The organism is Sulfitobacter sp. GN1-4 (assembly GCF_055693825.1).
Genome location: NZ_JBVFUQ010000003.1, coordinates 594,040 through 615,573, shown reverse-complemented (window position 1 = coordinate 615,573; position 21,534 = coordinate 594,040). Strand labels below are relative to the sequence as shown.

19 protein-coding genes and 2 pseudogenes are annotated in these 21,534 nt (G+C 59.9%); 8 read left to right on the top strand and 13 right to left on the bottom strand.

What is annotated here, in order from left to right; all coding sequences use genetic code 11:
- Positions 1-188: 188 nt before the first annotated feature.
- Complete coding sequence (gene dacB, locus ACZ1HM_RS03590; protein ID WP_472741226.1) at positions 189-1,688, bottom strand: D-alanyl-D-alanine carboxypeptidase/D-alanyl-D-alanine endopeptidase; 1,500 nt, start codon at positions 1,686-1,688, stop codon at positions 189-191.
- An 86-nt stretch (positions 1,689-1,774) separates the two neighbouring features.
- Between dacB and ACZ1HM_RS03585 the strand changes: the two genes are divergently transcribed.
- Entirely contained in the window at positions 1,775-2,599 is an 825-nt protein-coding gene (locus tag ACZ1HM_RS03585; RefSeq protein WP_472741225.1) for a DMT family transporter, read from the top strand.
- Here the strand turns inward: ACZ1HM_RS03585 and ACZ1HM_RS03580 are convergent.
- Complete coding sequence (locus tag ACZ1HM_RS03580; protein WP_472744560.1) at positions 2,582-3,193, bottom strand: nicotinate-nucleotide adenylyltransferase; 612 nt, start codon at positions 3,191-3,193, stop codon at positions 2,582-2,584. The genes ACZ1HM_RS03585 and ACZ1HM_RS03580 overlap by 18 nt on opposite strands.
- A 138-nt stretch (positions 3,194-3,331) precedes the next feature.
- On the opposite strand from ACZ1HM_RS03580, the pseudogene ettA reads away from it, so the two are divergent.
- Positions 3,332-4,986 (top strand): annotated as a pseudogene (gene ettA, locus ACZ1HM_RS03575) (energy-dependent translational throttle protein EttA).
- Between the two features lie 75 nt (positions 4,987-5,061).
- Here the strand turns inward: ettA and ACZ1HM_RS03570 are convergent.
- Positions 5,062-6,108, bottom strand: coding sequence for a response regulator (locus ACZ1HM_RS03570; RefSeq protein ID WP_472741224.1), 1,047 nt, complete (start codon positions 6,106-6,108; stop codon positions 5,062-5,064).
- A gap of 446 nt (positions 6,109-6,554) precedes the next feature.
- Here ACZ1HM_RS03570 and ACZ1HM_RS03565 point away from each other — a divergent pair, with 446 nt between their 5' ends.
- Complete coding sequence (locus tag ACZ1HM_RS03565; RefSeq protein ID WP_472741223.1) at positions 6,555-7,106, top strand: L,D-transpeptidase; 552 nt, start codon at positions 6,555-6,557, stop codon at positions 7,104-7,106.
- 57 nt (positions 7,107-7,163) lie between these two features.
- On the opposite strand, the gene ACZ1HM_RS03560 is transcribed toward ACZ1HM_RS03565, so the two are convergent.
- The 8 genes and pseudogenes from ACZ1HM_RS03560 to ACZ1HM_RS03525 all read right to left on the bottom strand — a co-directional run bounded on the left by ACZ1HM_RS03560 (position 7,164) and on the right by ACZ1HM_RS03525 (position 14,693).
- Positions 7,164-7,652 (bottom strand): nuclear transport factor 2 family protein, encoded by a 489-nt coding sequence (locus ACZ1HM_RS03560; protein WP_472741222.1) that lies wholly within the window; start codon positions 7,650-7,652, stop codon positions 7,164-7,166.
- A gap of 10 nt (positions 7,653-7,662) precedes the next feature.
- Positions 7,663-8,658, bottom strand: coding sequence for an ABC transporter substrate-binding protein (locus ACZ1HM_RS03555; RefSeq protein ID WP_472744559.1), 996 nt, complete (start codon positions 8,656-8,658; stop codon positions 7,663-7,665).
- A 51-nt stretch (positions 8,659-8,709) separates the two neighbouring features.
- Positions 8,710-9,552: an ABC transporter permease gene (locus tag ACZ1HM_RS03550; RefSeq protein ID WP_472741221.1), complete on the bottom strand. Its 843-nt coding sequence runs from the start codon at positions 9,550-9,552 to the stop codon at positions 8,710-8,712.
- Complete coding sequence (locus ACZ1HM_RS03545) at positions 9,549-10,469, bottom strand: ABC transporter permease (protein WP_472741220.1); 921 nt, start codon at positions 10,467-10,469, stop codon at positions 9,549-9,551. Before ACZ1HM_RS03545 ends, ACZ1HM_RS03550 begins: the two co-directional genes overlap by 4 nt.
- The gene (locus ACZ1HM_RS03540; protein ID WP_472741219.1) at positions 10,466-10,891 is read right to left on the bottom strand and encodes a GNAT family N-acetyltransferase; all 426 of its coding nucleotides are present in this window, start codon (positions 10,889-10,891) and stop codon (positions 10,466-10,468) included. The genes ACZ1HM_RS03545 and ACZ1HM_RS03540 overlap by 4 nt, the downstream gene beginning before the upstream one ends.
- A gap of 90 nt (positions 10,892-10,981) precedes the next feature.
- A complete protein-coding gene (locus tag ACZ1HM_RS03535) occupies positions 10,982-11,758 on the bottom strand; it encodes an ABC transporter ATP-binding protein (protein ID WP_472741218.1) in 777 nt (258 codons plus the stop codon).
- A 116-nt stretch (positions 11,759-11,874) separates the two neighbouring features.
- A pseudogene (gene hydA, locus ACZ1HM_RS03530) lies at positions 11,875-13,336 on the bottom strand (dihydropyrimidinase).
- A 106-nt stretch (positions 13,337-13,442) separates the two neighbouring features.
- A complete protein-coding gene (locus tag ACZ1HM_RS03525; protein WP_472741217.1) occupies positions 13,443-14,693 on the bottom strand; it encodes a Zn-dependent hydrolase in 1,251 nt (416 codons plus the stop codon).
- A 153-nt stretch (positions 14,694-14,846) separates the two neighbouring features.
- Here ACZ1HM_RS03525 and ACZ1HM_RS03520 point away from each other — a divergent pair, with 153 nt between their 5' ends.
- Entirely contained in the window at positions 14,847-15,464 is a 618-nt protein-coding gene (locus ACZ1HM_RS03520; RefSeq protein WP_472741216.1) for a TetR family transcriptional regulator C-terminal domain-containing protein, read from the top strand.
- Between the two features lie 306 nt (positions 15,465-15,770).
- On the top strand, positions 15,771-15,977 hold the full coding sequence (locus ACZ1HM_RS03515; RefSeq protein ID WP_472741215.1) for a cold-shock protein: 207 nt from the start codon (positions 15,771-15,773) through the stop codon (positions 15,975-15,977).
- Between the two features lie 164 nt (positions 15,978-16,141).
- On the opposite strand, the gene ACZ1HM_RS03510 is transcribed toward ACZ1HM_RS03515, so the two are convergent.
- Positions 16,142-16,759, bottom strand: coding sequence for an SOS response-associated peptidase (locus ACZ1HM_RS03510; RefSeq protein ID WP_472741214.1), 618 nt, complete (start codon positions 16,757-16,759; stop codon positions 16,142-16,144).
- Positions 16,760-16,765: 6 nt separating this feature from the next.
- Positions 16,766-17,410, bottom strand: a complete 645-nt coding sequence (locus ACZ1HM_RS03505) for an arylesterase (RefSeq protein ID WP_472744558.1) — start codon at positions 17,408-17,410, stop codon at positions 16,766-16,768.
- A 49-nt stretch (positions 17,411-17,459) separates the two neighbouring features.
- Here ACZ1HM_RS03505 and ACZ1HM_RS03500 point away from each other — a divergent pair, with 49 nt between their 5' ends.
- From ACZ1HM_RS03500 to ACZ1HM_RS03490, 3 genes are read left to right on the top strand one after another with little or no spacing between them, the layout of a single operon-like run.
- The gene (locus tag ACZ1HM_RS03500; RefSeq protein WP_472741213.1) at positions 17,460-18,128 is read left to right on the top strand and encodes an ABC transporter ATP-binding protein; all 669 of its coding nucleotides are present in this window, start codon (positions 17,460-17,462) and stop codon (positions 18,126-18,128) included.
- The gene (locus tag ACZ1HM_RS03495) at positions 18,125-20,641 is read left to right on the top strand and encodes an ABC transporter permease (protein ID WP_472741212.1); all 2,517 of its coding nucleotides are present in this window, start codon (positions 18,125-18,127) and stop codon (positions 20,639-20,641) included. The genes ACZ1HM_RS03500 and ACZ1HM_RS03495 overlap by 4 nt, the downstream gene beginning before the upstream one ends.
- Positions 20,642-20,654: 13 nt before the next feature.
- Positions 20,655-21,518 (top strand): inositol monophosphatase family protein, encoded by an 864-nt coding sequence (locus ACZ1HM_RS03490; RefSeq protein ID WP_472741211.1) that lies wholly within the window; start codon positions 20,655-20,657, stop codon positions 21,516-21,518.
- Positions 21,519-21,534 lie beyond the last annotated feature (16 nt).

Here is a 21,534-nt window from a genome sequence, read left to right as displayed (position 1 = left end):
TTCCCCTATAACTCAAATCCAATGGCACGACTTGACCCAGGCCTCGCCTGCCAGCCACCCAAATTACCAAGGGCCTCAGCCTGTCCATCGCGCGGTGCCCAAAAACCCTACTTAACTGTTAAAACTCGCAGAACCCTTTGATCAGGTTGGGTTTTCACGGCCTGTCCCCGCGGGGACACCGGCCCACCTTAGGCGTCCGCCCGCCCGTAAAGCGTATCCCACCGTTGGATCAGTCGCTGCTGAACCCGCTTGGACCGCCGGTTCCAAGTGCGCGCACCCGCAGGTCTTTCGCGCTCTTCACGTGAGATCCGTGCACGCACCTTCGGGTCTGCGGTGAAAATGGTAAAGGCCATCTCTTTGCCATCCGCACCCGTGATATAGCCCGCCAGGGTCGAGACAAAATTCAGCGTACCGGTCTTGGCGTCCACCGACACCGATTGCTGCTTGACGGGGCGGCCCTTGGCATCACGAAAGCCAAAGGGTTTGAGAATGCTTCGAAACCCGGTGCCCCGCACGGCCAGAAGCGCGCGGGTCATGTCCTGTGCGGTCAGCCTGCTGTCGTCCCCAAGGCCTGAATGATCCACCAGCTTGGGGTTTTTCATGTTCAGCGCGCCCTTGGCCCAGCGGTTCATCTCGCGCGCTGAGCTGCGCAGGGTGCTTGCGTTCACGCCGCGCGCGCGGGTCGCCGCCAGCCCCACCATTTCGGCCGTTACATTGGTTGAGAATTTCAGCATCGCCTGCAGGATATTGCGCAAGGCGTCGCTTTGGTGGCGCACAACAACCTGATGGCTGGGCAACCGGGTGATGACCTTGGGCGCGCGCAACCGGATGCCCTGCGCCCCTGCCATCGTGGCAAACACCTCACCGGCATAAAGCCCCGGCTTGCGCACTGGCAACCAGCGTGCACCGCCACCGCCCAACGCGCCACGCGCCACCGTCCATTCATCGCGGCCGTTCTTATCGGCATAGGTGTAGACGGGGGTTGACCGCTCTGCCACACGCATCCGCGCCATGCTGACATCGGGGCGATATTTCTTGGAGCGCGCGTCCATCGTGATCCGGTACGCGCCGCTGGCGCGTTTCCATTCAAAGTGCACCCGGTTGTAATTCAGCGCCAAGGACGAAATCGCGGGGTTGTAGCCGACGTGATCCGGCTGAGCTGGATCAATTTGGCGGATCGCCGACCCGCCTTCATAGACCTTAAAGGCGCCTTTCACCCCAACCACACCCGCAGCTTTCAGCCGCGCCGCCAATGCGGCCATGTGATCCGTGTCGAGCGTCGGATCGCCACCGCCGATCAGCAACAGATCCCCCTGGACCTGACCGTTTTGAATGCCACCCGTCACCGCAAGCTGCGTCTCAAACCGATGATCGGGCCCCAAGGCCGACAGCGCATAAAGCGCGGTCACCGCTTTGGTGACACTGGCAGGCGGTGTGGCCAGCCCGCCGTTTTCCTGTTCCAGCCAGGCACCTGTTTTGGCATCGGCCACGGCAAAGGCCACCTGCCCTGAAAGCTGCTCAGCCTTGATGATGGCCTTGGCGTCGGGCACGGCTTGCTTAAAAAGCTCCGCTCCCCGCATCACAGGCCGCAATGATGCGGCTGGAGGGGCGGCAAAGGTCGCTGTCCCGCTCAGCGCAAAAGCCGCTGCGCTGCCCAGAAATCCCCGCCGTGAAATGCCCCGTGTCATGGGCTGAGTTAAACCGAAACAACGCCAAAGGCACAAGCGAAACTCAATCACATTTTCACTTCCAAAAGCCCGTGTTAAGCGGGCGCATGCAACGCGCTGTTTTGATCATGTTTATCGCCATGTCCTGCATCCCCGCGGGCGACAGCGCGGCCAAGCTCATGACATCGCAGTTGGGGGTGTCACCGTTTTTTGCAAGCTGGTCACGTTTTGCCCTGGGCGCGCTCATGCTTTTGGCCTTTATGCGGCCGGCCAATCTGGCCGTGTTCCGGGATCCTCGCATCTGGCTGCGGGGGGCGGTTTTGGCAATGGGGATCAGCTGTATCCAGATGGCCTTGCAGGCCGCACCCATTGCCAATGTCTTTGCCGCCTTCTTCATCGCGCCGATGTTCTCTTATCTGCTGGCTGTGATTTTCTTGCGCGAACCGATCACGCCTTTGCGCAGCCTGCTGATGGTGTTGGGCTTTGCGGGCGTGCTGATCGTGGTCCGGCCCGGCGCCGATATGGAGGTGGGGCTGTTGTGGGCCGTGGCTGCGGGGCTTTGCTATGGCACCTTCTTGACCATGTCGCGCTGGTTGTCTGGGGTCGGCACACCGCTTGCGCTGACCTTTAGCCAGCTTGCCATCGCAACGCTGCTGGTGCTCCCGCTTGGCATCACCCACCTGCCAGAGTTCACGCCAGCCGTCACAGCGCTGACCATCGTATCGGCGTTTTTCTCCATGGCAGGCAATCTGCTGCTGCTCTACGCCTACCGCATTGCCAACGCCACGGTGCTTGCGCCGTTGGTCTATTTTCAGCTGATCGCTGCGGTCATCCTGGGCTGGGCGATCTTCAGCGATTTGCCGGACGCCTGGACTTGGGCCGGGCTGGCCATCATCATCGGGGCGGGCCTGACCTCAGCCCGGCTCCGCTAACCAATCCCCGCGTGCGCGGATCGCGGTTGAGGATGCATCGTTCATCGGCACGTTGGTAAAACACCAGGCCGGTGCCGCTGCGCGCGCCAGTTCATGACCAAAACGCCCCGGAATGCGGTAGTTGGCATAAAGCCCGGCGGCCCGGCTCATCCGCGCAGAAATACGCTGTCCCGGCCGGGCCAAGACACCAATCGGCACGTTTTCCATGATCCAGCGCCAATCCTGCCAAAGATGCAGCTGCGCCATGTTGTCGGCCCCCATCAGCCAGACAAAGCGCACCTGCGGATAAAGCTGCATCAGCCTGCGCAATGTCTGCGCGGTGTAACGCGTGCCCAAATGCTGCTCAATATCCGTGATCTCCACACGCGGGTGCTGCATCACCGCGCGCGCCCGCGCCATCCGGTCGCCCAAGAGCGCGGGCCCCCGTGTCTTGAGCGGATTGCCAGGCGAGACCAACCACCACACCCGGTCCAGCCCGAAACGTTTAAGCGCCTCGCGGGTGATATGCGCATGGCCCTGGTGCGCGGGGTCAAACGACCCGCCCAACAGCCCAATCACCTGACCGGATCCCGCCTGTGGAAAGTGATGCCGCACGGTTTGCCCCTTGCCTGCCTTGCGGCGCAGACAGGACGGGCAAAGCCGCATTTTGTCAATCCGCTTTGCTGCGTTGATCTTGGCCTGCACCCGCGATATTGCGGGGGCCAACCGCTTTTCATCAGACAGGAAAACGCCATGGCCGCCTATCAATTTGTCTATCACATGTCCGGTGTGTCCAAGACCTATCCCGGGGGCAAAAAGACCTTTGAGAACATCCACCTGAACTTCTTGCCAGGCGTGAAGATCGGTGTTGTCGGGGTGAACGGCGCGGGTAAATCGACGCTGCTGAAAATCATGGCCGGGCTGGACAAGGATTTCAGTGGCGAGGCTTGGGCCGCCGAAGGGGCAAAAGTCGGCTACCTGCCGCAGGAGCCACAGCTGGACCCGAACCTGAGCGTGCGTGAAAACGTCATGCTGGGCGTGGCCGAGAAAAAGGCGATCCTGGACCGCTATAACGAATTGGCGATGAACTACTCAGATGAGACCGCCGATGAAATGGCCAAGCTGCAAGACGACATTGATGCGCAGAACCTTTGGGATCTCGACAGCCAGATCGACGTGTCGATGGAGGCGCTGCGCTGCCCACCCGATGACGCGGATGTCGCGTCACTCTCTGGTGGTGAAGCGCGTCGCGTCGCCCTGTGCAAGCTGCTGCTTGAAGCGCCTGACATGCTGCTGTTGGACGAACCGACCAACCACCTGGACGCTGAGACCATCGCATGGTTGCAGCAGCACCTGATTGATTACAAAGGCACCATCCTGATCGTCACCCACGACCGTTACTTCCTGGATGACATCACCGGCTGGATCCTGGAATTGGACCGCGGCAAAGGCATGCCCTACGAGGGCAATTATTCCGACTGGCTGGAGCAAAAGGCCAAACGGCTGGAGCAAGAGGCCCGCGAAGACAAATCCAAGCAAAAAACGCTGGAGCGCGAATTGGAATGGATGCGCCAGGGGCCAAGGCCCGTCAGGCGAAATCTAAGGCGCGGATCAACGCCTATAACGAAATGGCCGAACAGTCTGAGCGCGAAAAGCTGACCCGCGCGCAAATCGTCATCCCCAATGGCCCGCGCCTGGGCAACAAGGTGATTGAGGTCGAAGGCTTGTCCAAAGCGATGGGCGACAAGCTTTTGGTCGAAGGGCTGGACTTTAGCCTGCCGCCCGGTGGCATCGTCGGCGTGATCGGGCCCAACGGTGCGGGTAAATCCACACTCTTTAAGATGCTGACAGGGCAGGAAAAACCTGATGCAGGCAGCATTGAATACGGCGATACGGTCGATCTTTCTTATGTCGATCAGTCCCGCGATGACCTCAACGCCGATGACACCGTCTGGGAAGCAGTCTCTGGCGGGGCGGAGCTGATCCAGCTGGGCGATGCGGAGGTTAACTCACGCGCCTATTGTTCCTCTTTCAACTTCAAAGGCGGGGATCAGCAAAAGAAGGTTGGCCTGCTGTCGGGGGGTGAACGCAACCGCGTGCACATGGCGCGGCTGCTCAAAGAGGGCGGGAATGTCCTGCTGCTTGACGAACCGACCAACGATTTGGACGTGGAAACCCTGCGCGCGCTCGAAGACGCGCTGGTAGATTTCGCAGGTTGCGCGGTGGTGATCAGCCACGACCGTTTCTTCCTCGACCGGATCTGCACACATATCCTCGCCTTCGAAGGGGAGGCGCATGTGGAATGGTTTGAGGGCAACTTTGAAGACTACGAAGAAGACAAAAAACGCCGTCTGGGTGCGGATGCGTTGGAGCCTAAGCGCTTGAAGCATAAGAAGTTTGTGCGGTAAATCCGCCATCTCAGGAATATGCCAAAAGGGGGAGCATCACTGCTCCCCCTTCTTTTTCCGATCCTACGCTGCGGCCTACTCCGCCGCGATCGCGTAAGTGTTCACCAACTCTTCCAAAGACACCTCATCGTCCTGGCGGACCAGTTTGGTCACACTGGCCTGTTTCTCAGACGTCATGACCTCAAGATCTTCGACCACGGCCTCTGCCATGATCACTGCGGGCACCTTCACATCCTCAAGCGCGCCACGCAGGAAGTCGCTGGCGGACCTGCCGGACCATAGGCGTTGATCCGACAGCGGTGTGATCATCAGCTCAGGCACGGCCTTTTCTTCGCTGCCCGACACATCCCAATCGAGCGCCAGCGTGGCCTGCATCTGGGCACGCATCACCTCAAAATTGGGGCGCTTGCGGCTCATGGTGACCGCGGCGAACCGTCCGCCGCCGGTGTAGGCCAGCTTCCACGGGGCACCGCCAAGCTCTGTGCGCAGCACTTTGCCCACCTGTTCCAGCTGACACCGGAAGGCGCGGGCCGATGTCTCGCGGTAGGTTTCTTCCATCCCGATCACGTCCACCGCGAAGAGCGTCATGGCATAAAGCCCGTCGTGCATGCGCAGCAGGTCGTTTTCCAACGTGATCAGATCCGTCACACCGTTCACGTCCAGCTCAATTGATTCCTCAAACCGAAGTTTCAGCTTGGCGGTCATCTCTTCCAGCGAATGCTGCGCCTCGCGTTCGCGCAGCAGGCTGTTGTTGAGCATGCTTGCCGTATTGATCCGGGCGCCCAACTCCATGCCATCAAGTGGCTTGGTCACGAAATCGGTGGCCCCTGCGTGGAACGCGCGGCCCATCAGGCCCGGTTCCTTGCTTGCCGTGATCATGATGATCGGTGTGGCGCGGTAGGTGTCCAAGCCGCGCAGGTTTTCGCAAAGTTCTATCCCATCAATGCCGGGCAGCATGATGTCGAGCAAGAAACACTCAAATCCCTGCAGCCCGTCTTCAAGCGTGTCCAGAGCTTCTTCAGCAGAAGCGCAGCACACCAGATCATACCCGTGCGCGGCAGGAAGCGCGCCTTTCAGCAGGTCCAGGATAATGGGGTCGTCATCAACAGCCAGAATACGCATTTTCATTTCCTCTCAGTGTATCGTGGTGGGCTTCTGCCCTTATGTTGCCGGTGGCTTATGACACTCAGGGAGCCTCCGCATTCCGGGCATGATTGTGTCCAATTCAGGACATTTTTGAGAATCGGCAGGTTTTGATCTCAACTTGGGCGGGAATGTGCAGGTGGGCGGATGGTGCTTTGCCCGCTGCCTCATTCTCTGCGTTTTTTCGGCCCGGTGCCGTACGGTTTGGGTATCATACTGCAAAGCCTGAGGCTGGCAGTGGCGTTGATTCTATGGCGGCTTTGCACATCCGCCCCGGCACAGCCCCCTTGGACGCGTTCCAAGGTTACACAGAAATGTGACTGCATCACGGCCACATCGGCAGAGTTTCTCTGTCCGTGGGGTTGATCGTGCGCGGTACTTTGCAAAAATGGGGCATCTGCTTAGTTTTGATTATGGAGCCTCCCATGGATCGCCGTACGTTTCTGGCCAGCACAGCTGCCGCTGCTGCCCTGCCCCAAGTTCTTTCTGCCTCCACCGCTGCCTTTGATCCGGCACCGCAGCTTGTTTCAATCAAGCGCCAGTATCAGCCGGGCCAGCTGCTGGTGCTGCCCCGCAGCCACTATCTTTATTTTGTGACGGCCCCTGGCAAAGCGATGCGCTACGGCGTCGGCGTGGGCAAGGCTGGGCTTGAGTTTACCGGCACGGCGACCATCGCGGTAAAGAAAGAATGGCCCACCTGGCGGCCAACCGACGAGATGATTGAGCGCGATCCGCATCTTTATGAACGCTTCATTGGCAACACCGAAGCCCAGCCTGGCGGGCCCGGCAACCCCCTTGGTGCGCGCGCGCTTTACCTTTTCCAGAACGGCGTCGACACCTATTTCCGCATCCATGGCACAACGCAGCCCAACACCATCGGGCGCTCCGTTTCAAACGGGTGCATCCGCATGATCAATGAACATGTGATTGATCTGTATAACCGGGTGCCTGTGGGGACGGTCGTTACCGTTTTGTGATCCCTCGCACAGACGAAACCCAAGGCCAGCCAACCACGGCCGGCCTTTTTTGTTGGATCAAAAGGGTGCGGTATCCACCAGGCTGACCCATTGGGCGCGGTTTGCAGGGGCCGGATACGGATCGGGCCAATACTCCACCTGCCGCCAGATCAACTGATCACGGACCGTGTGAAACGTCACCGCTGTGGCCTGCATCGCACCATCGGTCACGCCCACTTCGCTGACCACTTGCGCGCCATCCGCGACGAGCCTGCGCAGATCAAACCGCCACGCCCCCTGCGCAGGATATGTCGCGTTCAATCCGGCAAAGTTCTTGCGCCCGGTCAGATACTCACGGCTTTGCGGCATGTAGTATTCAAAGTCCTCTGTCAGCAGCAGACTTGCGGCGTCAAAGTCATTGCTGCCCATGACCTGCCAAAACCGCTTCACCACATCGCTTGGAGTATCCGTCATGCCTGCGGCCCCTTCTTGCTCAAATACGCAGGCAAAAATGCCCGGCGTGCCAAAGAAATAGGCCGGCGCATATGCACCGGCCCATCCTGTCACTCCAAAAGGCTTAGTTCAGCGCCTTGTCCGTGATCGCATGGGTCCAGGCCCCTTCGGGCTGCGCCGTGATCACCGGATCAGAGCCACCCGCCAGCAGCGTATCAACCGTGCGCTGGAAATCCGCCTCAACCAGTGACCCGTCAGAGCCAGCGGTCAGTTTGGCGATCTCACCCATCATACGCACCTGATGCGCCTCAGTCTGGGCACCGGTTTCATCATAATCCAGCACGATGCCTGCAGCCTCACCAGGGTTGGCTTCTGCATATTTCCACCCCTTCATGGAGGCGCGGACAAAGCGAACCATTTTATCCTCAAACACCGGATCGGCCAGGTTTTCTTCCAGCACATAGATGCCGTCCTCTAGGGTGGCCACACCCATGTCTTCGTATTTGAACGTCACCAGTTCATCCTCAGACACGCCCGCATCCAGCACCTGGCCATATTCGTTGTAGGTCATGGTTGAGATACAGTCGGCTTCGCGGTTAAGCAGCGGGTCCACGTTAAAGCCCTGCTTGAGAACCGTGACACCATCCTCACCGCCATCGGTTGAGATGCCTTCCTGGCTCATCCAGCTCAGGAATGGGTATTCGTTCCCAAAGAACCAGACACCGATGGTCTTACCCTTGAAATCTTGTGGACCGGTGATCCCGGTGTCCTTCCAGCAGGTCAGCATCAGACCGGAGGATTTGAACGGTTGCGCGATGTTGACCACAGGCAGACCTTTTTCGCGCGCGGCCAGGGCCGAAGGCATCCAGTTCAGCATGGCATCCGCCCCGCCGCCTGCCAGCACCTGCGGCGGTGCGATGTCAGGGCCACCGGCCAAGACGGTCACGTCCAGACCTTCCTCTTCGTAAAACCCCTTATCAAGGGCCACGTAGTAGCCCGCAAACTGGGCTTGCGTGACCCATTGCAGCTGCAGTGTCACGGAATTGGCGTGGCCATCCGCAAAGGCAGGTGCCCCCACCATTCCCGTGGCCAAAGCCGCCGCCATCAGTGTTTTCTTCATCATGTCATACCCTCCAGGTTGGTTTTTATGATGCCCCAAACGGGGTCTTGGTTATCTCTGTGACGGATGCCAAAAGGTCATCCGTTTCTCTAACAGGACCATCAGCCCGTAGAATGCGCTGCCCGCCAGCGCCGCGATCACAATCTCTGCCCAGACCATATCAAGCGCAAGCTGACCGAAGCTTGTCGAGATGCGAAAGCCCATGCCCACCGTGGGAGAGCCGAAAAATTCAGCAACAATCGCGCCGATCAATGCCAGGGTGGTGCCAATCTTCAATCCGTTGAAGATGAAAGGCATCGCCGCAGGCAAGCGCAGCTTAATCAGCGTCGGCCAATAGCCCGCCCCATAGGTGCGCATCAAATCGCGCTGCATCGCGGTGGTATCCCGCAGCCCCGCAACCGTGTTCACCAGGATCGGGAAAAACACCATGACAGCCACAACCGCCGCTTTGCTGTGCCAATCACTGCCCAGCCAGCGCACAAAGATCGGCGCGGTGCCAACGATAGGCAGCGCGGCCATAAAGCTACCAACGGGCAAAATGCCCCGGGTCAGGAAAGGGGAACGGTCCGCCAGGATCGCCACTCCAAAAGCGGCAACCCCGCCTATGATATATCCCGAAAGCGCGCCCTTGATGATCGTTTGTTCAAAATCCGCCCAAAGCCGCGGGCCTTCCACGATCAGACGCTCAAAAATGGCGGATGGGGCTGGCAGGATCACGGGGTTTATCTCAAACCCACGCACCAACAGCTCCCAGATCAACACGATGGTGATGCCGAAGATTGCGGGCACGGCGATCTTAACGGCAGTGGTCTCAGCCGCTGCGCCATTGGCCAGGCGCACGTTCAGCCACCATCCCAGACCCCAGATCAAAAGTGCCACAATGCCCAGTGTCATGCCGCCTGCATCCCCATCCGTTTCAGCGTGACCCGCTCCATCATGCTGAAAAGGCCTACCAAAGCGGCAGCCGTCAGCGCCGCGGCAAACAAGGCCGCCCAAGACACCAGCGGTTGGCCGTATTGATCACCGACCAACATGCGCGCGCCAAAGCCCGCCTTGGCCCCTGTGGGCAATTCAGCCACGATGGTGCCCACCAATGACGCCGATATCCCGATCTTGAGAGAGGCAAAAAGATACGGGGTTGAGGCCGGCAGGCGCAGCGCCCAGAACCCTTGGCTACCAGACGCATTATAGGTGCGCAGCAAATCCAACTGCATCGCATCCGGGCTGCGCAACCCTTTGACCATGCCCACAACCACGGGAAAGAACGACAAATAGGCGGCAATCAGCGATTTGGGAAACAGCCCCTGAACCCCCATCGACCCCAACACCACGATGATCATCGGGGCCAGCGCCAAAATCGGGATCGTCTGGCTGACAATCGCCCAAGGCATCACCGAGCGGTCCATCACCCGGCTGTAGACAATCCCCACCGCCAGCAAAATCCCCAGCCCTGTGCCGATGAAAAAGCCCAGCAGCGTCGGCGCCAGCGTCACCCAACCGTGATAGACCAGCGACCGCCGCGAGGTGATCTTTTTGTCGATGATGGTGTCATACATCTCAACCGCCACCTGCTGCGGTGCAGGCAGGCGGGGCCGCACAAAGCTATAGGTCAGCGGAATGATTTCCGTGTTGCGCAAGGCCAGGCTTAGCCCGGTCAGCTCTTGCCGCGCCTTGGGCGTGTCCGGCACCACCTCAAAACCATCGCGCTGCGCCTGATCAGCCACCAAATGCATGTTCATCGGGATCACAGCCAACAGCCAGAAGCCAAGGATCGCCGCAACCACCGTCAAAACAGGCACCACCGATCTCATGCGCGCCACTCCATGCGCAGCTCCGGCACGCCGTCCCCACGGCCTTCGGCCTTGCGCTCAACCGTGACAAAACCTTCGCGGTGGTAAAACCGATGCGCAGCCTCATTGGGCTCATGGGTCCAAAGCTGGACAAAGCTGCGCCCCTCTTTGACCCGGTCCACCAAGGCCTTGCCTGCCCCCCGGCCAGCCTGCGCGGTATAAAGACCTGCAATCAGGCTCTCATCTTCTTTAAAAGACAAATATCCCTGCACCGGCGTGCCAATCACCCAGAATTCCCGCAGCGGTATGCCTTTAGCGATCATCTCAGTCAGCGCGGCCAGCGTTGGCCCGCCCTCAGGCATCCAGTCCAACCCATCCAGCCAGGCCCGCACGATCCCCGCACAGGCCCCCGCATCGCCAACATCCGCGCGCCGCGGGATCATAAGCAGCCCCCCCGCTTCATCTTTCCTCTATAACTTAAGCCCGCTCTCCCCCGGCACAGCGCCCGCGGGCCAACAGAGCCTCTGTCGCCTCTAATCCGCATCTGAATGCCCCGCCCGAAGCCCTTCGCGCACGCGGTGGGCAATCTCAAGAAACGCTGGCGTGTCGCGGATGTCCAAAGGGCGCTCTTTTGGCAAGGGGCTGTCGATCACATCCGTGATCCGGCCCGGCCGGGGCGACATCACGACAATCTTGGTAGACAGATACACCGCCTCGGGGATCGAATGGGTCACAAAGGCAATGGTCTTGCCCGTCCGCGCCCAGAGCTGCAACAGCTGCTCGTTCAAGTGATCCCGCACAATCTCATCCAGCGCGCCAAAGGGTTCGTCCATCAACAAGATATCCGCATCAAAGCTCAACGCGCGGGCGATGCTGGCGCGCTGCTGCATCCCGCCTGACAACTGCCAGGGAAACTTGCGCTCAAAGCCCGCCAGATCGACCAGCTCCAGCACCCGCTTCACCCTGTCGGCCTGCTCTGCCTTGGGCACGCCCATGATCTCTAGCGGCAAACGGATATTGCCCCCGATCGTGCGCCAAGGATAAAGCCCCGCTGCCTGAAACACATAACCATAGGCCCGCGCCTTGCGAGCCTCAGCCGGCGTGACGCCATTGACAGTCACCTGCCCGCCTGTGGGCTGCTCCAGATCGGCCATCACCCGCAAGAATGTCGTCTTGCCGCAGCCAGATGGCCCGATGAAGGACACAAAATCACCCGCCTCAATCTCCAGGTTCACGTCCCTTAGGGCATGCACCGGGCCATCATTGGTCTGAAACGTCAGATTGAGAGATTGCGCAGAGATAACCGCCATCAGCTCTCGCCTCGCGTGGCGGTAAACCTAGGTTTTCTTCTTTGGCTCGCCTCAATACCCCCGGCAAAGCTGACCCGAAGAACAGAGTTTTCTTTGTGTAATTCCATACCCTTCGATCAAATCCCCGCCGGAATATTAAGCGGATCCCGCTTGATCATCTTGGGCGACGTCAACGCCTTCCACTTGGACAGCGCCACATTCGCTGATGGGAAGGCAGGCCGTGGAATGAACTTGCCCCGCCCCGGCTGTGGCTGGCTGTTCTGCCCCCGGGCCCAGATCACATCGCCCCGGTTCAGCGTGTACCGCGCATTCGCCGTCACCTCGAACCCCTCAAACACGTTGTAATCCAAAATGGAATGGTGGTTGGCCGGTGAAATCGTCTTGGTGATCTTAGGGTCCCAGACCACGATGTCCGCATCCGCCCCTTCAACAATTGCCCCTTTGCGGGGATAGATATTCAAAATCTTCGCCACATTGGTTGAAGTTGCGGCAACAAACTCATTGGGGGTCAACCGCCCGGTCTCAACCCCTTGGGTCCACAGCACCGGCATGCGTTCTTCCAACCCGTTGGAGCCGTTGGGGATAATACGGAAATCATCCCGACCTGCACGTTTTTGATCCGTGCTAAAGGCCGCGTGGTCTGTGGCCACCACCTGCAAGGATCCCGCCTGCAACCCTGCCCAGAGCAGAATCCTGATGATCCTTGGACCGGAACGGCGGCGACATCACCCGCCGTGCGGCATGGTCCCAATCTTTGTTGAAATACTCTGTTTCATCCAATGTCAGGAACTGGATCAAAGGCTCACCGTAGACCCGCATACCTTTCTGACGGGCGCGCCGGATGGCCTCATGCGCCTGCTCACACGAAACATGCACAATATAAAGCGGCACACCTGCGGCATCGGCAATCGTGATGGCGCGGTTTGCCGCCTCGCCCTCCAACTCAGGCGGGCGCGAATAGGCGTGCCCCTCTGGCCCGGTGATCCCTTCGTTAAAGTACTTCTCCTGCAACTCGGCCACCAAATCGCCGTTCTCAGCATGCACCATCGGCAGCGCGCCCAGCTCTGCACAGCGCTTGAAAGAGGCGAACATCTCATCGTCCTCAATCATCAAGGCCCCCTTATAGGCCATGAAATGTTTGAAGGAATTGACGCCCATCTCCACGGCGTCCTTCATCTCGTCAAAGACATTTTCATCCCAGCCGGTGATCGCCATGTGGTATCCAATGTCCGAGCAGATCTGCGGCGCGGATTTGCGGTGCCATTCGCCAATCGCGTTTTTGATCGACCCGTCTGCGCCGGGCAGACAGAAATCCACCAGCATCGTGGTGCCCCCACAGGCCGCAGCCCAGGTGCCTGTCTCAAATGTCTCTGCTGCGGTGGTGCCCATGAAAGGCATCTCAAGATGGGTGTGCGGATCAATACCGCCTGGGATCACATAAGCCCCTTCGGCGTCGATATATTCATCGCCCTTCAGGTCTTCGCCAATCTGCACGATCTTTTCGCCCTCGATCAGCACATCCGCTTTCCAGGTCCGGTCCGCGGTGCAAACCTGCCCGCCTTTGATCACCTTGCTCATGCGTTCTCTCCCATCTTCATCTTTCCAATTACAATTCCGGGGAGTCAGCCTCTGGCTGACGGGGCAGAGCCCCCGCACCGGTAGCCGCCCGGCACAACCGCTTGTGTCACCCGACGACCTCGGCCGTTTCCACGACCGCATGCATCAGCACATCCGCCCCGGCGCGCGCCCATTCCTTGGTGATCTCCTCCGCCTCATTATGGCTCAGACCATCGACGCAAGGGCACATCACCATGGCTGTGGGCGCCACTCGGTTGATCCAACAAGCATCATGGCCTGCACCTGAGATCAGGTTCATATGACTATAGCCCAACCGCTCCGCAGCAGAGCGCACCGCCGTCACGCAGCCTGCGTCAAAGGCCACCGGATCAAAACCGCCGACCTTTTCAAATTCAATCTCAAGCCCCATGTCATCTGCAATCTTTTGTCCCTCAACGCGCAGACGGGCCTCCATGTCCTGGATCACGCTTAACTCAGGTGAGCGGAAATCAACGGTAAATACCACCTTGCCGGGGATCACATTGCGTGAGTTCGGGTAGACGTCGATATGGCCCGCGGCACCCACCGCATGGGGCTTGTGGCTCCAGGCGATCTCATCAACCTTGTCTAGGATACGCGCCATGCCCAGGCCTGCATTCTTGCGCATCGGCATCGGGGTGGAACCGGTATGCGCATCTTTGCCGGTGATCGTCACCTGCGTCCAGCTCAGACCCTGGCCATGGGTGACCACACCAATGTCTTTGCCTTCCGCCTCTAAAATCGGGCCTTGTTCGATGTGCAGCTCAAAAAAGGCATGCATCTTGCGCGCGCCCACTTCCTCATCTCCCCGCCAGCCAATGCGCGTCAGCTCATCGCCAAATTTCTTGCCCTCCGCATCCACCCGGTCATAGGCCCAGTCCTGGGTGTGGATGCCTGCAAAAACACCCGAGGACAGCATTGCAGGCGCGTAACGCGTGCCTTCTTCATTGGTGAAATTTGTCACGACAATGGGGTGTTTGGTCTGAATGCCCAGATCATTCAGCGTGCGGATGATCTCAAGCCCGCCCAGCACGCCCAGAACACCGTCGTATTTGCCGCCCGTGGGCTGGGTATCGAGGTGGCTGCCCACATAGACGGGCAGTGCATCCGGGTCCGTGCCTTCACGGCGGGCAAACATGTTGCCCATCTGATCCAGCCCTATCGTACAGCCGGCCGCTTCGCACCACTGCTGAAACAGCTTGCGCCCCTCACCGTCCTCATCGGTCAGGGTCTGGCGGTTGTTGCCGCCGGCCACGCCTGGGCCAATCTTGGCCATCTCCATAAGGCTGTCCCACAAACGGTCCGGGTTTGTCTTGAGGTTCTCACCGGGTGCTGGCATGTGCGGGCTCCTTGCGGATTGCGATCGTCGGAATTTTTACCATTTGGTAAAGGCACGATTGCGGCTAGACTAACGGCTGTCAAGAACTGCTTCGGCGATGGTGCGGGCATCCGACAAGGACTGCTTGAATTTGCAGCAACCAAGGGACTGAAATTGACCGACGACACATCCAAAAAGCCCAGTCGCATCCAGCAACGCAACCGTCACGCGATTTTGGACGCCGCTCTCGAAGTGTTCTCACGCCATGGCTATCGCGGGACCACGCTGGACCAAATCGCGGCTGAGGCCGGGCTGAGCAAGCCGAACCTGCTCTATTACTTTGAGAGCAAGGAGAACATTCACCTCACCCTGCTCAACCAGCTGTTGGAAACCTGGCTGGATCCGCTGGTGGTGCTGAACCCCCAAGGCGACCCGGTTGAGGAAATCCTGTCTTACGTGCAGCGTAAACTTGATATGGCGCAGGCGTTTCCACGGGAAAGCAGGCTTTTTGCCAATGAAATCCTGCAAGGGGCGCCGCGCATTGGCCCGGATCTTGAGGCGGGGCTTAAACCGCTCTTTGATGAGAAATGCGCGCTCATCCAAGGCTGGGTGGATCAAGGACGCCTGCCGCCCCTCGATCCTTCGCATTTGATCTTTTCCATCTGGGCCACCACCCAACATTACGCTGACTTTGAAACACAGATTGGCGTGCTGATGGGGGCGGATGTAGATGCCTACAAAGGCGCATCACAGCATCTGGAGAAGATGTTCCGCGCCCTTTTGGCGGTATAGCCCAAGTCACCGATTGCGGAACGTCTTTCCCTGATGGCGGCTTTGCTTTCAAAGGCTTTTGACAGCTGATTACTTTCATCAGCGGTAAAATTGCTTCAAACGCGTGAAATTTTCTGCGCAAAGACTCGCCCAGCGGCCTGATTTACAGCAATTCCCTTGCCTTAAGATGATTCCTCTGACTACTAGAAGGTGCAAAGCGAACGACTTTCGACCCGACCTGCCTTATCGGCTTAGGAACGATCACACGACTTCGTCCGAGCCAAGCTGCCACATTCCGTGGGTAGCACACATAAGGAGACCCAGGTTATGGCATCTGGAACAGTTAAGTGGTTCAACACCACAAAAGGCTACGGCTTTATCGCGCCTGATGAAGGCGGCAAAGACGTGTTTGTACACATTTCTGCAGTAGAACGCGCAGGCCTCACCGGTCTGGCGGACAACCAGAAGGTGACATTCGACATCGAAGCAGGCCGCGACGGCCGCGAAAGCGCGTCCAACATCGCGCTGGCCTAACGGCCACAATCGTCTTTTGAAGACCGTAGGGTGCGCATTCATTGCGCACCTTTTTTTATGGGGTTTCGGCTGGGGGCTACGTTTTGAGAGGTGGCTTGGGTGCTTCGTTTTTTTGGGGGGGTTAGTTTGACGGCACCCTTGGACGGTGCGCATGAATGCGCACCCTACGGGGCCTCCCAATTTACGTCTTTTGCCTCTTCGATGTGCAATTGGCCTTCCGGCCAGGGCTGCATCAGCGCCGTGGCTTCTGCCTCAGATCCTGCGATCCAGGTGTTGAGATCCTCAGCCCGCAAAAGAACACCCATGCGGTGGTGGATCTTGGCCACATCCGCATTGGGCGCGCAGGTGACCGTGGCCACCTGAGGTACTTCCAAACCACCCGGCGCTTTCCACAGGTCCGTTATCGCCGCGAAATACAACAGCCCTGCGTCTTGGGCCCGGATGCGCCAGGCTGTTTTGCGGCGTTTTTCTCCGGTCCATTCATACCATCCATGCACCGGCACGACAGCGCGGCCCACGCCTTCATAGGCGGATTTGTCAAAAACCGTTTCTGAGCGCGCGTTGATCAGCGTCTCCATCACAGGCCGCCCCCGCGCATTCACCCGGCCCACTGGGATGATGCCCCAGCGCATCTGGACCAACTTCTGTTCTGTCAGCACCGCTATCTGCTGGCCCGGTGCCATGTTTCGGCGCACCTCCGTACCGCTCAGGCCCGGCGCTTGCATGCCCAAGGCGGCGGCCAGCTCTGCCTCTGTGCACGTCAGAAAAAGCCGTCCGGGCATGACAGGCTACTGCCGGGCTGCGGTGACAAGGTCGAGGACCTTCGGCCCCATGCCTTCGACAATCCGCGCCACGCCTTCGGCGTTGGGGTGAATACCGTCACTCTGGAAATACGGCTGCAGGGCCGCAGGATCTGGCAGGGTGTCCCCTTCCCGCAATCCTTCAAAGAAAGACGCAAGGTAAAGGCTGCCAAATTGCTCTGCCAGCTCAGGATAGATGGCATCGAACTGCTCTTTATAGGCGGGTCCATAGTTGCCGGGGGCCTGCATGCCCACCAAAAGCACGTCAACATCTGCCGCCCCCGCAGCCTCCAGGATGCCTGAAAGGTTGCCGCGTGCCTGTGCCGGATCCAGCCCGCGCAACAGATCGTTTCCGCCCAGCGCCAAAATCATCGCGTCCACTTCGGGCGTCAGTGTCCAGGCCACACGGGCCAGCCCGCCCGCCGTTGTATCGCCCGAAACACCCGCGTTGATCAGCCTGACCTCTGCCCCTTGCGCATCAAGCCAGTTTTGCAGCTGTGGGACAAATCCCTGCTCCTGCGGCAATCCAAACCCCTGGGTCAAGCTGTCGCCAAGTGCCGCGATCACGACCTCTTGCGCCTGCACGCCACCTGCTGTCAGAGCCAGAACAAACCCAATTGCCGCCTTGCGCATTTTCACAGCCACTCCATATCCCAAACAGACCCAACGATAAGGCACACCCATGTCCGACACCGTCTTTCACCTTTCAGATGTGATGCTATCGCTTAAGGGCAATGCCGGAGACGTGGATATTCTGCGCGGGATTTCCCTGAATGTGCAAGCGGGCGAAACCATCGCGCTGACCGGCCCCTCCGGGTCAGGCAAGTCATCGCTGTTGATGGTGATGGGCGGGTTGGAGCAAGCCACAGGCGGCACGGTTGAGGCGTTGGGCCAAAACCTCAGCGTGATGAGTGAGGATGCCCTGGCCAAGTTTCGGCTGGGCCGGATGGGCATTGTGTTTCAATCCTTCCACCTTATCCCCACCATGACAGCGCTGGAAAATGTCGCCACACCGTTGGAGCTGGCGGGTATCAGCGATGCGTTTTCGCAAGCGCATGAGGCGTTGGAGACCGTGGGCCTTGGCCACCGCACCGGACACTACCCCGCGCAGATGTCGGGGGGCGAACAACAGCGCGTGGCACTGGCGCGTGCCTGTGCGCCAAGGCCTTCGATCCTGTTGGCGGATGAACCTACTGGCAATCTCGACAGCACCAATGGTGCCGCGATCATGGATTTGCTTTTTGACATGCGGGACGCCTATGGGGCCACCTTGGTGCTGGTGACCCATGATGCGACCTTGGCCGCCCGCTGTGACCGGGCGATTGCGCTGGCCGATGGGCAGGTGGCATGAGCCTGCGGCTGGCCGCCACCTTTGCCCGCCGCGAAATGCGGGGCGGGTTGCGCGGGTTCCGCCTGTTGCTGGCCTGTCTGGCTTTGGGCGTGGCCGCAATTGCCGCCGTAGGCTCTGTGCGTGCCGCGATTGAGGCCGGGCTGGCGCGGGAAGGAGCCTCGCTTTTGGGGGGCGATGCTGAGCTGGATTTCACCTATCGCTTTGCCACCCCGGATGAGCGCGCGTGGATGCAAGCGCGTGCCAGGGCGGTATCGGAGATTGTTGAATTCCGCTCAATGGCCGTGGTGGGTGAAGACCGTGCGCTGACGCAGATCAAGGGCGTGGATGACGCCTATCCGCTGGTGGGTTCGGTCAAGTTAGAGCCTGATATGCCACTGGGCGACGCGCTGGCCGACAAAGACGGGGTGCCCGGTGCGGTGATGGAACGGGCGCTGTCAGATCGTCTGGGCCTGGCACCGGGGGATACCTTTACCCTGGGCACCAAATCTTATCGCTTCACCGCTGCATTGGCCCGCGAACCCGATGGGGCGGCCAGTGGGTTTGCGCTTGGGCCGCGCACTTTGATGCGGCGCGACGCGCTGCAAGGTTCGGGCCTGTTGGCGGCAGGCACGCTTTTTAACAGCAAGTACCGGCTGGATCTGCCTGACGGCACGGACCTTGCCGCACTTGAAACCGACGCGCGCGGCGTCTTTGAAAACGCCGGGATGCGCTGGACGGATGCCCGCAATGGCGCGCCGGGTGTGGCGGAATTTGTTGAACGCCTCAGCGCGTTCCTGGTGCTGGTGGGCCTGTCGGGTCTGGCTGTGGGCGGTGTCGGTGTGTCAGCCGCAGTTCGCGCCTATCTGCACGGCAAAACCGAAGTGATCGCAACGCTGCGCGCCCTTGGCGCTCCAAGGGCCACGATCTTTCAAACCTACTTTCTCCAGATCGGCGCACTGTCACTCCTTGGCATTGCCATAGGTCTTGCGATTGGGGCCTTTGCGCCACTGCTCCTCTCGCCGGTTATTGAGGCGCGCCTGCCGGTGCCCGCCTCCTTTTCGATCTATCCCATGCCGCTGATAGAGGCTGCGATCTATGGCATTCTCACAGCACTTGCTTTTACGCTGTGGCCGCTGGCCCGCAGCGAGGACATCCGCGCCGCGACCCTGTTCCGTGACGCCTGGGCGGGCGGGCGCAGGTTGCCCGCGCCACGATACCTTCTGCTGGTCGCCCTTGTGGCCACGGCGCTGGTCACGTTGGCGGGGGTCTTTAACGGCTCATGGTTCCTGACGCTTTGGACCTTGGGCGGCATCGCCGGGGCGTTGATCATCCTGGCGATGGCCGCCGGATTGATCCGCCTCATCGCACGCCGCGCGGCAACGCGGGCACGGGGGCGGCCCCGCTTGCGCTGGGGGCTTGCTGCGATTTCTGGCACTGGCGAAGGAGCGGGGGCGGTTGTCTTGTCGCTTGGGCTTGGCCTGTCTGTGTTGGCCGCTGTCGGACAGATCGACGGCAACCTGCGACAGGCGATTTCAGGCAACCTGCCGGATGTGGCACCGTCGTATTTCTTTGTCGATATTCAGAAAGACCAGATGCCCGGCTACACCGAACGTCTGGCACAAGACCCCGCTGTGAGCCGCGTCGACAGTGCGCCCATGCTGCGCGGGGTGATCACCCAGATCAACGGCAAACCCGCGTCTGAAACGGCGGGCGATCATTGGGTGCTACAGGGCGATCGCGGCGTGACCTATGCCGCAGCGCCAGGTGAGAATACCATCATCACCGCGGGCGAATGGTGGGCAGAGGCCTACGCAGGCCCGCCCCTGATCAGCTTTGCCGCGGAAGAGGCCGAAGAGATGGGGCTGGCCCTGGGCGACAGCATGACCATCAACATCCTGGGCCGTGACATCACCGGCACCATCGCGTCGTTCAGAGAGGTCGATTTTTCGACCGCTGGCATCGGGTTTATCCTGTCGATGAACCCGTCGGCTTTGGCAGGTGCGCCGCACACGTTCATCTCAACCGTTTATGCCGAAGAAGAAGCCGAGGCCGCGATCCTGCGGGATTTGGCCAGCCAATATCCCAATATCACCGCCATTCGCGTCAAAGATGCGATTGACAGGGTGGCTGACGTTCTGGCCAGCCTGGCGGCGGCCACGTCTTATGGGGCGCTTGCGACTTTGCTGACCGGGTTCATCGTGCTGATCGGCGCGGCCGCAGCCGGGGCAGAGGCGCGCACCTTTGAAGCAGCGGTTCTGAAAACGCTAGGGGCCTCGCGCCGACAGATCGCGGCCAGTTTCATCCTGCGTGCCGCCCTTTTGGGCCTTTTCGCTGGCTTTGTCGCGCTCTTTGCCGGAGCCTTGGGCGGGTGGGCCGTTAGCCATTATGTGATGGAAACCGATTATCAGATCATCTGGCCTTCTGCCCTAGCAATTATTGCAGGCGGGATTGTCGCGACCGTCTTGGCAGGGCTTGGCTTTGCCCTTAGATCATTGAATGCGCGGCCCGCTCAGGTGCTGCGCGCCCGAGAATGAGGGATCTGACCAGATGAGTGACACGCTGCCTGCCACCTTGCCCAGCCCTGTAAGCCCGGCGCAACAACAGCACGTCGTGAACATCCTGCGCCGCGCCGCCCGGGCCGAGATTTTACCCCGCTTTCGCCGCCTGGAGATCAGCGACATCCAGCAAAAGACCAGCGCAGAAGATCTGGTGACCCAAGCGGACATCGCCGCGGAACAGATGATAACTCGCGCGCTGAACATTGCCTTCCCCACAGCGCTTGTTGTGGGGGAAGAGGCCGCCTCCAAAGATCCCAGCCTCGTCGATCAGATCGCCGATGCGCCGGTGGCTTTCATCATTGATCCCGTGGATGGCACCTGGAACTTTGCCCACGGCATTGCCGTCTTTGGCGTGATCCTTGCGGTCACCCAGTTTGGCCGCCCCGCCTTTGGCGTAATCTATGACCCGGTTGCAGATGACTGGATCCTGGCCAGTGACGAAACCCAGGCGCGTCTGGTGCGCGCCTCCGGTGCGGAAAGCGCGGTGCGGCCCGCAATGGGCAAGGCTATCGAAGACCTTACGGGCTTTATTCCGCTGCACCAGTGGCAGGGTGAGATGCGCACGAAACTTGCCGCCGCGCTGCCCAGTTTCAAAAGCACCAACACCTTTCGCTGTTCCGCCCATGAGTACCGGATGGTGGCGCAAGGCCATGCGGATTTCGTGATCAGTGAAAGTTTGAACCCCTGGGATCACGCGGCGGGCGCGCTGATCTGTGAACAGGCAGGATGCCATGTTGAGATGTTGGACGGCGGCCCCTACGACGCAGGCCGCCATACTGGTCACCTGTTGGTGGCCCCTGATCGGGCCACCTGGAACAGGTTGAAGAAGGTGCTGGGGTTCTTGGTGGCGTAAGGTGTAGGGCCAAGCG